This is a genomic window from Pseudoalteromonas sp. TP27 (assembly GCF_056470645.1).
In genome coordinates, this window is record NZ_JARDAK010000002.1 from 181,862 (window position 1) to 192,968 (window position 11,107).

The 11,107-nt window shown below is 36.8% G+C and carries 10 protein-coding genes; 4 read left to right on the plus strand and 6 right to left on the minus strand.

Translation table 11 applies throughout. The features are described 5' to 3' along the window. Positions 1-116: 116 nt before the first annotated feature. Positions 117-1,826: a DUF4153 domain-containing protein gene (locus tag PX700_RS03135; RefSeq protein ID WP_479519822.1), complete on the minus strand. Its 1,710-nt coding sequence runs from the start codon at positions 1,824-1,826 to the stop codon at positions 117-119. 61 nt (positions 1,827-1,887) lie between these two features. Continuing rightward, a complete protein-coding gene (locus PX700_RS03140; protein ID WP_479519823.1) occupies positions 1,888-2,586 on the minus strand; it encodes a tRNA1(Val) (adenine(37)-N6)-methyltransferase in 699 nt (232 codons plus the stop codon). A gap of 75 nt (positions 2,587-2,661) precedes the next feature. Here PX700_RS03140 and srmB point away from each other — a divergent pair, with 75 nt between their 5' ends. Further along, entirely contained in the window at positions 2,662-3,888 is a 1,227-nt protein-coding gene (gene srmB, locus PX700_RS03145; RefSeq protein WP_479519824.1) for an ATP-dependent RNA helicase SrmB, read from the plus strand. Positions 3,889-3,942: 54 nt separating this feature from the next. On the opposite strand, the gene PX700_RS03150 is transcribed toward srmB, so the two are convergent. After that, entirely contained in the window at positions 3,943-4,242 is a 300-nt protein-coding gene (locus PX700_RS03150) for a hypothetical protein (protein ID WP_479519825.1), read from the minus strand. 410 nt (positions 4,243-4,652) lie between these two features. On the opposite strand from PX700_RS03150, the gene PX700_RS03155 reads away from it, so the two are divergent. After that, a complete protein-coding gene (locus tag PX700_RS03155) occupies positions 4,653-4,973 on the plus strand; it encodes a BON domain-containing protein (protein ID WP_165727216.1) in 321 nt (106 codons plus the stop codon). 220 nt (positions 4,974-5,193) lie between these two features. Here PX700_RS03155 and PX700_RS03160 read toward each other — a convergent pair whose 3' ends face one another. The 3 genes from PX700_RS03160 to yaaA all read right to left on the minus strand — a co-directional run bounded on the left by PX700_RS03160 (position 5,194) and on the right by yaaA (position 9,380). Further along, positions 5,194-7,164 carry a methyl-accepting chemotaxis protein gene (locus tag PX700_RS03160; protein ID WP_479519826.1) on the minus strand — a complete coding sequence of 657 codons (1,971 nt, stop codon included), beginning with the start codon at positions 7,162-7,164 and terminating at the stop codon, positions 5,194-5,196. Between the two features lie 361 nt (positions 7,165-7,525). Continuing rightward, complete coding sequence (locus PX700_RS03165) at positions 7,526-8,482, minus strand: mechanosensitive ion channel family protein (protein WP_479519827.1); 957 nt, start codon at positions 8,480-8,482, stop codon at positions 7,526-7,528. A 118-nt stretch (positions 8,483-8,600) separates the two neighbouring features. Next, on the minus strand, positions 8,601-9,380 hold the full coding sequence (gene yaaA / locus PX700_RS03170; protein WP_479519828.1) for a peroxide stress protein YaaA: 780 nt from the start codon (positions 9,378-9,380) through the stop codon (positions 8,601-8,603). A gap of 225 nt (positions 9,381-9,605) precedes the next feature. Between yaaA and tal the strand changes: the two genes are divergently transcribed. Continuing rightward, positions 9,606-10,556, plus strand: a complete 951-nt coding sequence (gene tal / locus PX700_RS03175; RefSeq protein WP_479519829.1) for a transaldolase — start codon at positions 9,606-9,608, stop codon at positions 10,554-10,556. 224 nt (positions 10,557-10,780) lie between these two features. Further along, positions 10,781-10,969, plus strand: a complete 189-nt coding sequence (locus tag PX700_RS03180; RefSeq protein ID WP_166421303.1) for a DUF3545 family protein — start codon at positions 10,781-10,783, stop codon at positions 10,967-10,969. Positions 10,970-11,107: the final 138 nt, after the last annotated feature.

Sequence of the window (11,107 nt, forward strand, 5' to 3'; positions counted from 1 at the left end):
CATATCAGGTGATTTATAAACACACTATTAAAGCGCTGTACATAAAATAAAAAACCTAAACTAATAATCATTAGTTTAGGTTTAAGGGGCTGTAGCATAAAAAACAAAGTAACGTATTACCTCACTTTAAAAACAACATCCCCTATTTTTAGATTTGAATATTCAGGCTCAACTAAAGATAATTCATTATTATCAATCATGCTTTTAAGGTATCTAATCTCTTCAGGATTTTCGACATCCATATACTTTGAGCGCCACTTACCCATGTCGAATAACCAGAAATAGGCGGCTATATTTTCATTATTTTCGTCAATCACTATAAAATCTAGCTCATCATCCTTGTTCAAGTCCATGCCAATGAAATAGTAAGTATGTTCTTTTAAAGAGTTACGATCGTAAAAACGTTGATCAGAAAATACTGCCTCTATTAAGCCTTGAGGTATTAGCTCTTGTGATGGCCAAAATACACTGCGCTCAATAAAATCATCGACTGTGTGTTCAAGCGTTAAAGCAAACTCATTATTTACATACATTCTATCGATAATAGCGTATTGCTCTGGGTGACTCGTTTCAATTTTCTGTTTTAATAACTGCATAGCCAAATAACCTTGACGACCTAAGCTGTACTCAAAATAGTAATAATCAAACTCTTCAATTGTTACTTTACCGTCATCTAAGCGCGCTATTTGGCTGTTTGTAGATAAACTTTGAAAGTTTAATAAAGGAGAGTTAACAGCAAGCATACTTACAAGTACAACCCAGCCCATCACAATATTTATTTTGCTCAGCGGCTCTAGCCAATTGTCTCGTTTTGTTATAATTCCAACAAGGTAACTAAACGAAAAACACGCTAATAAAAACCAAATTAAAATGCCCCAACAACGATCTACTGTTAGCCCATGCTGATCTACCCGCAAGTAAATTCCGTAGGCCGAAATAACACTATAAACAGGAAGTAACGCTACGCTTATAAAAACGAGTCGGTGCAAGAGCAAGTGATAAGGGCGAACTGATGAGTCATCTTTATAAACCGTATTAACAAAAAATAACGTGAGCACCTGCAGCCACATTACTAATAAACTACCACTTCCGGTTTCCCATAATTTATTGAGTCCGGTAAAAGGAAGTGTTGCTAAAAAACCGAGAGAAATAACTGATAGAACAGGCAATAAAAACTTAATTAAAGTTTGTAGTAAAAAAGCGATATTGTCTTCAATGTTCAAAAGCTTTCTAAATATGACACTCGCAAAGGCAAATGCGAGCGTTAAGGTTGGGATCCAAAACCATTCATCTCTTAGTAGCTCAGAGAAAAATTGTATATCTAAAATATCAAATAAAGCCGCACCTAAATTTAGTATTCCCCAAAAAATAAGTACAAACAGCCAGCATTCTCCAAAAATTATAAAATTACGCCAAGAGAGCTTAAACAAACGACTGTAGCTAACATTTTCTGAACTACCAAATTGTTGAATGTACATAAGGCCTTTAAAGCCAGCTATTAAACTAGTAAAAATAAAAATTGATATTAAATTACTATTACTTACGTACTCTTGAGGCTCTTGTTGAAAGCCTGCATAGGCACCCAATAAAGATAACAACAAGGAAAAAGGAAGGATTAAAAGTAACGACGTTTTTATATTATTTTTATTAACGGTCATTAGCATTAATAAAGGAAAGCTCATAGAAAATGTAATAAGTGAGACAAGCCATGTAGGGCTTGTTGCTGGCCACACATTATTTTCTATACTGCTATACAAAAGGGTAAGAGCAATAGCCTGTAATACGGCAAGTGTAATTATAAAGGGTTTAGGTAACTGACTATCCATATCTGTTCTCAGCAATAGGTTTTAGCCAGTTTGCGTTATTTGTTCCTATTTTACAATTGCTTCACATTTTCAAATAAAATGCTCTGCACAGGGCTATATAACCAGCTGTGTAGGTATTATCTAAGTTTCTAATACACAGTGTTGATGATTCTATATCGCTTTTTACGTAGCTAAATGTCATTAAACTGCGGCTAATATCTTTATTTGGCGTGGCTTTTACTTGGCAATGAGCATTTAAATAAAGCCCATTTTGAGTAGCAAGCTCAATAAATAGCACGCCTTCAACGCGTGGGAGTATTAAGCTAAAGCGAGAACCTCTATGGCTTAAACGTTTAAACGCATTTATTAATTCTTCAAAACTTAAGCCGTCTGTATGACGTGCGGTATTACGCGCAGTATTATCGCCTTTTAAACTGTGATTAAAATACGGCGGATTAGAGATAACCACATCAAACTTAACGTCACTACTAAAGCGTTGAATAGTTTGATGCGTAATACTTATAGTTGGCCACGGGCTATTAGCTACATTTTGTAATGCTTGGGTATAGGCACTTTCGTCAATTTCTACCGCAGTTATATTAAGCTCATTACTGCGCTGCTTACACATTAGTGCTAATAAGCCGGTGCCGGTGCCTATATCAAGTAATGACTTTGCACCGCTTAAATTAGCCCATGCGCCAAGCAAAATGCCATCGGTAGAAACTTTCATTGCACAGTGGTCATGTTCAACTTTAAATTGTTTAAATACAAAACCAGACATTTTTTCACCTTTTCATTCACCAAGCGCAGCATAGCGCGTATAATCAGGGTAATTGTCCCTTATTTTAGACACTCTATGCAATTTTCTGAATTTGATCTTGATAACAAGCTACTCGATGCCATTAATAAAATGGGCTACGAGACGCCAACCAGCATTCAACAACAAGCTATTCCTGAAGCACTACAGGGGCGCGATATTTTAGCATCTGCGCCTACTGGTACAGGTAAAACAGCGGCATTTTTAATTCCGGCTATTCAGTACTTACTGGATTTCCCACGTCGTGATCCTGGTTTTGCGCGCGTACTCGTTATGACCCCGACTCGTGAACTCGCTTATCAAATTCATGAACAATGTGAACTGCTAGCTAAACGCACACACCTAAAAATTGGTGTAGTAACAGGCGGTATTAACTACGGCACGCATAAAGAAATTTTTGAAAAAAATAACGATATTTTAATCGCTACACCAGGTCGATTAATGGAATATCTTGAAACCGAAAACTTTCATGCTGAACACGTAGAAATGCTTATTATTGATGAAGCAGATCGCATGTTAGATATGGGTTTCAAAAAAGAAATGAGCCGTATTTGTGACGAAGCTAAAAATCGTCGCCAATGTTTTTTATTCTCAGCAACACTTGAAGGTGACAGCGTAGAAAGGTTTGCTGAAAAAACATTAAACGACCCTGCACTGCTTGAAGCTGAATCGTCACGTAAAGAAAAAGCTAAAATTCACCAATGGGTACATTTAGCCGACGACTACCATCATAAACTTGAGTTGTTAGTTAATACGCTAAAGAATCCTGAAGTAACTAAAGCGATTGTGTTTGTTAAAACTCGCGAACGCTTAGAAACATTAATTGGTGAACTTACCACTAATGATATAAAAGCAGCGTGGTTACGCGGCGAAATGCCACAAGACAAACGTATGAAAGCCATGGAAAACTTCCACAGTGGCAAAACAAGTATATTAGTTGCTACCGATGTAGCTGCACGTGGTATTGACGTATCTGACATCAGCCATGTTATTAACTTTGATATGCCGCGCACTGCCGACGTATACGTACACCGTATTGGTCGTACTGGCCGTGCTGGTAAAAAAGGGATAGCAATATCGCTAGTTGAAGCACACGACATTGGTATTTTGTATAAAGTAGAGCGCTACATTGAACAAAAATTAAAACGCCGTGTAATTAGAGGTGTTGAGCCACAGCATAAAGAGGCTAAGCCACCGGCTAAAAAGCGTAAAGATCCAGTAAAAATGAAAGCCAAGAAAAAGGCCAAGGTTAAAAAGAAAAAGTAACCTAAAACATTTTTATACTAAGCCGACTTTTGTCGGCTTTTTAATGCGATTAGCTTATTTATTTAAGGTTTTATTTGTCCATTTTTCAAAACGTTCAGCTGCTGACTCAGCAACAACCACCTCATCTGGGTTAACCCAGCAAGGAATACGATTTCGATTAAGTACAGCAATTTCTAGCTTTTCCCCTGACTCAGAAGAACACAGAGTGTCACCTAATCCTCTTAAATTTCGCAGCCATAATTTATCCTGAAAGTAATATGAATGCCCATTTTTAGTTAACTTTACGAGCTCAATAGTAACGTTGTTATTTTCCCAACCTATATAGGCTAAAAGCTCACGGTAATTATGTGCCATATAAATAATCCATTACATTGTATAAGCGCATATTTACATAAAGCTTTAGTAAAAAAAGCAGTGAACATTTAAGCTCGCAGTTAAATGCCTAGTCTCTATATATTTAATCTCTATATTTAATCTCTATATATTTAATAAATATAGAGACAGCATCTACAAACACAATGCATGTAAAGACAGTACCCACAAAGCCTACACCGATAAACTTGTACCTGTAACAAATGTAATCAGATCATGTAACTCATACTCATTTTAATGTAATTATTGCCCACCTGAATTCTCACTTAATAAAATATCCTTATATTTCAGTGTATTAATTGTGGCATCGAAATTGTAATAACAAAGGTAACTAGCCCGATAAAATTTCCATATTGTGGCTGCACTATTCACCGTAATGTAAGGATTAAGTTATGAACCGCTTCAAGTTAACTATCGCTTTAGTATCATTTTGTTGTTTATTTTTATTAGCTTGCGCTACAAAAGTAAGTGCAGCAACCAACATGGCCGTAGTAAGCAGTGTAGCCACTCAACCTAACTTACAACAAGCTATCACCAACACCCTGCGAACTAATCCTAACCTAGTGTTAAGTGATATTCGTGTGCAGGTAAAAAATGGTGAAGTAGATTTATACGGTGAAGCACAAACTGGTTTTCAGCGCGCACTAGCTCAAAAGTTTTTAGAAAATATGGATGGGGTTAAAATCATTCGTAATAAAATTAGCGTTATTTAACATATTAGAATAAAACATAAATATGTTGAAAGTTTGTAATTTACTTACGAGCTCGTCGGTTGCAAAGTGTCTCACCAACTCTAATATTTATTCATGCGCGTGCACTATTTGGCACGCGCTTATTTACGTCTTTTATGGTACATCCGTGTACCATCCTACCGTAGTTATATTTGTATGATTAGCGGCATTAAATTGAAGATTTCTAAATTAATAGAGTAAGTTAAAGACTAAACTTTTGGGCCTCATCATTTAAACCGTTTGCCATTCTAGACAATTCGCTACTTGACTGTGCAATATCTCTAACTGCCTGCTCGGTCTCTGATATACCCATATTTATGACACCTATATTTCGTGATATTTCATCAATGGTGGTTGCCTGCTGCTCAGAGGCGGTTGCAATTTGAACAACCATATCAAAAATTTCATCTACTGCTTTGCCTACATTACTATTGATTAAGTTTGCTTTCTTAGCTATTTCCTGAACTTGAATTGTTTGTCCTACATTATCTGTCATTGCTTGAACAGCTGCGTTACTGGCACTCACAACAGCTTCAATGATCACTTCAACCTCCATTGTAGACTCTTGCGTAGACTTAGCTAAGCTTCGTACTTCATCAGCAACAACAGCAAAACCACGCCCTTGTTCACCAGCTCTAGCTGCTTCAATTGCTGCGTTCAAAGCAAGTAAATTAGTTTGATCAGCTATCTTTTTAATAACGCCTAATACATTCACTATTTTTTCTGAATTATGCTTCAACTCTGTCACTTCATGTGCTGATTTTTGTGTAGCTTCTCCAAGAGAAACAAGTGCATTGTAAGTACTATCATTATTTTTAGAGCCTTCTCGAGCCATTCTTTGAATATTTTCACATAATAATGATGCACTAGAAGTTGTACTCGCTATCTCTTTAACTGTTTCAGTCATTTCGGTAGTGGCGGCTGCAACTTGTATAGTTTGTGCTTGCTGCTCGGTAACTGCTAAGCTAGTTTGCTCAGTAACTGAGGCAAGCTCTGTTGCTGTACTGCCTTGCTGAACTGCAACGTTAGATAATTCACCAATCATTTTTCTGAGATTTTCTAACATGGTATGCAATGCAACTTGTAGCATGCCTACCTCATCGTGTGAATTAACTTCGATATTACTGCTAAGATCTCCTGCCGCCACTTTTTTAGCAAAAGTGGAAGCTACAATTATTGGAGTCGCTATTTTTCTAGAAAAGAAAACACCGATAAATACAACAACAATTGCAGCTACTATTATAGAAATCACACTAAAAAGCACAGTCTGATGGACTGGTGAAAATGCTTCTGATTCGTCAATTTCACTTAATATAATCCAGCTAAAATCTCCAATTTTTATACTATCGAAGGCAGAAAGCACGTTATTTCCATTATAATCTTTTATTATTTTAGTTCCATGTTGAGCATTTAAAGCTAAATTTACAGCCTCGGTATCCACACCATTATTTTTTACAGTTCCTGCAAAGCTTGCTTTGAGTGAATGCCCTTCAGGGTCAAGGTATGAATCAGAACGCATTAGCTTGTCTTCTCCGACTAGGTAACTCTCACCAGTTCCTCCCATCCCTTCGCGAACACCCATTATTTGATTAGTCCCTTTGCTCGAAAGCTGTAAAGCAACTATTGTATCGCTACCATCAACAGGTACAGCAATAAACGCAGCGGGTTCCCCATTACTTGGTGCATACGGTTTGTAATCAGCAATACTAAAACTTTTAGATTGTTTAACCTCTTTAATTAAATCGCCTAAATTTGAACTCGCATATTTCCCTTGTAATATGTTTGTTTGATAATCAGATTCTCTAGCTTGAGTGTAATAAATAAGCCCATTGTTATTAATTAAAAACACATCGTAATAGTCATACTTCTGTATATATTCTGTAAAAAAGTGATCATAGTTGTCTTCCTCAAGCTGCGGAATAATTAAAGCCAAAAGCTCAATATCTGCCCTTTTTTGATTAAAATAACTTTCGATCTGAGTTTTTTTTATTTGATTAATCGCCTCAAGCGACTGAGATATATTGTATTCGACGCGTGATTTTGATTGTAATGTAGAAATTGTAGTAATTATGAGGGCGGGTATTATCCCTACGAGTAGGAAAATTAATGTTAGCTTAGTTTTTAAACTCCAGTGACTCGTTTGAAAAGCTGAATTTTCTTTCTTACTTGGCATTTGTATTTACTAAATAAAGGGCTGTTAAGTTAAATCTAGCTTAACAAAAGGCAAATATGAACTAATTTATTCAAAAAATCCGAATTTACAGAGTAAAGCAAACAAAAAAGGTACAAAAAAACACTGGAATGAATTTATTATCCAAATATTTCGTTGTTTACGTGCCCATAATGGTTGCGGGTTTATTTACTGCGCTCTTATTGGAAAATGATAATTTATACTTGTATGAAGGGACTTAACTTTAAAATTAGAAATATTTTTGACTTTATAAAATGTTTAAAAAGCGCGTTTCACTCTGTAAAAACGCGCTGTTACTAAGTAACTATTTCCCAATGCTTTTGCCTAATGAGCTTTAACTAAATTACTCACTTTGGCTTGAATCAGCATCACCACCACTGCCTTTATTTGATGATTGCGGTCTTATTTTATCGCTGATCATGGCATCGAGTTTTTCGCCGCCTTTAATACCAAAATCTAAAGTACGAATTGGGAATGGAATACTAATGTCAGCTTCGTCGAGTGCTTGTTTAACTGCCACTACACCTTTGTGGCGTACCGTCATAAAGTCAGGCTCACCTGGGTATTTAATCCAAAACCACACCAGTAAATTTATACTACTGTCACCAAAACCTTCGGCGTATACGGCGGTTTCGTCTTTGCGTATTACAAAGTCAAATTCATTGATTTTTTTAACTATAACGTCCTTTGCTTTTTCTATGTCGTCGCCGTACGAAATACCTACGGGTACTTCTATGCGCCTAACACCTAGCGTGGTGTAATTTTTTAGTACGTTTCTAAATAATACTTTGTTTGGTACCAGTATTAACTGCCCATAAAAGCTCTCTATTAGCGTGTTACGTAGGTTTATGGAATGTATTGAACCAAACACATCATCGGTTTCTATTACGTCGCCTGTTTTGAATGGTTTGCGTACACCCATAGCAATACCGGCTATTAAGTTTTCGGTCATATCTTGAAACGCAAAACCAATTGCTAAACCCACAATACCCGCACCAGCAAGTAGTGAGGTAACGGTGCCTTTTAAGCCAACAAAATCGAGCGCTATAAATAAACCGATACACAAAACAATAACTTTAAATATTGAAGCCATTAAATCGGCAATTTGTTTTGAATCGAGGGATCTGCGTAATACGTTTTTCACCAGCTTGCCAGCAAAGCGCGCCAATATTGAAAACACTATGGCAATTATAATTGCCACTATAAAATTAGGGATATGGCTGATAACAATATCAAACCACCCTCCGAGCTTTTCTTCTATTAGTTTTTCGGCTTCGCCCACTGAGGGAATGCTGATCATTTTATTTGCACCTATTTAATTAGTAGTCTCATTAATATTAGGTGAGGTGCAATTATAACGCCAAACGTAAAAAGCCATGCAATGCATGGCTTTAAAATATTTAATTGGGTTTACTGACTTAGTTTTGCTCGTCACGCATAAATACGGGCTCAAGCTCTTTTGCTGTTGCCTCAGGGCTAAAATAATAACCCGCCACAGTAAACTCTTTAAGCTGGCTTAATTGCGTTACTTTATTTTCGATAATGTAGCGCGCCATCATGCCACGTGCTTTTTTAGCGTAAAAACTAATTACTTTGTATTGACCGTTTTTACAGTCTTTAAAATGTGGGGTAATAATTTGACCATTAAGCGCTTTTTTATCTACCGCTTTAAAGTATTCGTTTGAAGCAAGGTTAACTAGGTATTGTGCGTCTTGTGCTTTTAATACGTCATTTAGTTTATTTGCTATTATGCTGCCCCAAAACTCGTATAAGTTTTTGCCACGTGAGTTTTCAAGCTTGGTGCCCATTTCTAGACGGTAAGCTTGCATTAAATCAAGTGGCTTTAATAAGCCGTATAAACCCGAAAGTATACGTAAATGGTTTTGTGCGTAATCAAGCTCACTCGCTTTGAGGGTACCTGCATCTAAACCGCCGTATACATCGCCATTAAAGGCAAGTACGGCTTGTTTAGCATTGCTTTGTGTGAACGGCTGCGCCCACTCGCTAAAGCGTGCTGCGTTAAGCCCTGAGAGCTTATCGCTAATTTTCATTAAACTGCCAATTTGCGCTGGTGTTAGTTCACGGCATACTTTCATGAGCTCTTCGCTGTGCTCTAGTAATTCAGGCTGAGTGAACTTGTCTGTTGCGGGTGGCGTTTCGTAATCAAGATTTTTTGCAGGTGAAATAACAGTGATCATAGTTAGCTATTGACTTGTAATTTGTTTAGTGTCAATTTCAACATTAAATGAAACGAAAAGCACGTTTTGTTTAAATAAATCCTCTCTTAATAACCCATGCATTGCCGTTTTTCTATTGATCAGGACATAAGACCTATCAAGCATTGTCACACTGTTGCAGTATGGATTGTATATATTAAGAGTGTTTAGATTATTCTTTTAACTTGCTTGGAATGAGGAAAGCAAATGACTTCAGCTCTACAAAGGCTAAAACAACATTCATCTATCGTGGCCGACACTGGCGATATTGAAGCGATCAAAAAGCATCAACCAGAAGATGCAACTACAAATCCGTCGCTTTTATTAAAAGCGAGTGAGATTGAAGCTTATAAGCCTTATCTAAATAAAGCTTGGAGCTATGCAAAAGAAACCGAGCAAGAGCCTGCTAAGCAACTTGAACTAGCATGCGATTACTTTGCCGTATTACTAGGTAAAGAAATTAGCGAGATTGTACCTGGTTATATTTCTACTGAAGTAGATGCACGCCTTTCGTTTAATACGCAAGCTACAATTGATAAAGCACATACCCTACTTAGCCTTTACGAAAAAGAAGGCGTAAGCAAAGACAAAATTTTAATTAAAGTTGCGTCTACGTGGGAAGGTATTAAAGCCGCTGAGCAGCTAGAAAAAGAAGGCACTAAATGTAACCTTACTTTATTATTTAGCGATGCCCAAGCCCGCGCGTGTGCCGATGCAAATGTATTTTTAATCTCGCCATTTGTTGGTCGTATTTTAGATTGGCACGTTGCTAACGGCATGGAAAAACCAACCGATCCACTACAAGATCCAGGTGTTCAGTCTGTACGTAGCATTTTTGAATTTTACAAACGTCATGACTACAAAACAGTTGTGATGGGTGCAAGTTTCCGTAATACAGGCGAAATTATTGCACTTACTGGTTGTGACAAGCTAACTATTAGCCCTAATCTTTTAGAAGATTTAGGTAACTTAGAAGACGCACAAGAATACTTGCTAGAAAGCGATGTTCCACAAGAGCCAAAACCAGAGCCTTTAACAGAAGCACAGTTCCGTTGGTTACATAACCAAGATGCTATGGCTACTGAAAAACTAGCTGAAGGTATTCGCTCTTTTGCTGATGCACAAGAACAACTAGAAGCACGTTTTAAAGCAATGTAATTTGCTTTAAACGTTCTTTAAAAAACGTCGCTATTGCGGCGTTTTTTTATGCCTAAAATACGCTATTCCTTAATATAAATCTTGATATCATTTCATACAATCTTCGTATAAACCTTCATCAACTCATCACATCCTCGTAACATTACTGTCACTTTTTTATTCTATTTTAGCTAGGCCTGTGGTATAGGTATTCTTGAGGTCAATAAAATCAATAGGAGAAGTACATGGATAGCCTAAACGATATATTAGAGATATTAGAAGGACCAGATACAACAAGGAAAACCTCTCAGAAAAATAAAAAAAGAAAATGGCGGGAAATAGAAGCAATAAAAGACAAACACCGCTTACGTAAAGAATTACAGGAATATGATTTTTTTACAGACAGTATTGCGATTGATGAGCTAAATTTTTAATTCAATACGCCCCAACTAAACAAAAAGGCTTTCATTATATGAAAGCCTTTTTTAATGCGCTGAAATTAGCTGCATGAGATAAATTTATTATTCAGAGCCCAGGTTATACCAATTCCATTAAGTATGTGATCTAAATTT

Bases quoted from the DNA above. Each gene is read 5' to 3' on its own strand.
- PX700_RS03135 (WP_479519822.1), bottom strand. From the start codon at position 1,826: ATGGATAGTCAGTTACCTAAACCCTTTATAATTACACTTGCCGTATTA.
- PX700_RS03140 (WP_479519823.1), bottom strand. From the start codon at position 2,586: ATGTCTGGTTTTGTATTTAAACAATTTAAAGTTGAACATGACCACTGT.
- srmB (WP_479519824.1), top strand. From the start codon at position 2,662: ATGCAATTTTCTGAATTTGATCTTGATAACAAGCTACTCGATGCCATT.
- PX700_RS03150 (WP_479519825.1), bottom strand. From the start codon at position 4,242: ATGGCACATAATTACCGTGAGCTTTTAGCCTATATAGGTTGGGAAAAT.
- PX700_RS03155 (WP_165727216.1), top strand. From the start codon at position 4,653: ATGAACCGCTTCAAGTTAACTATCGCTTTAGTATCATTTTGTTGTTTA.
- PX700_RS03160 (WP_479519826.1), bottom strand. From the start codon at position 7,164: ATGCCAAGTAAGAAAGAAAATTCAGCTTTTCAAACGAGTCACTGGAGT.
- PX700_RS03165 (WP_479519827.1), bottom strand. From the start codon at position 8,482: ATGATCAGCATTCCCTCAGTGGGCGAAGCCGAAAAACTAATAGAAGAA.
- yaaA (WP_479519828.1), bottom strand. From the start codon at position 9,380: ATGATCACTGTTATTTCACCTGCAAAAAATCTTGATTACGAAACGCCA.
- tal (WP_479519829.1), top strand. From the start codon at position 9,606: ATGACTTCAGCTCTACAAAGGCTAAAACAACATTCATCTATCGTGGCC.
- PX700_RS03180 (WP_166421303.1), top strand. From the start codon at position 10,781: ATGGATAGCCTAAACGATATATTAGAGATATTAGAAGGACCAGATACA.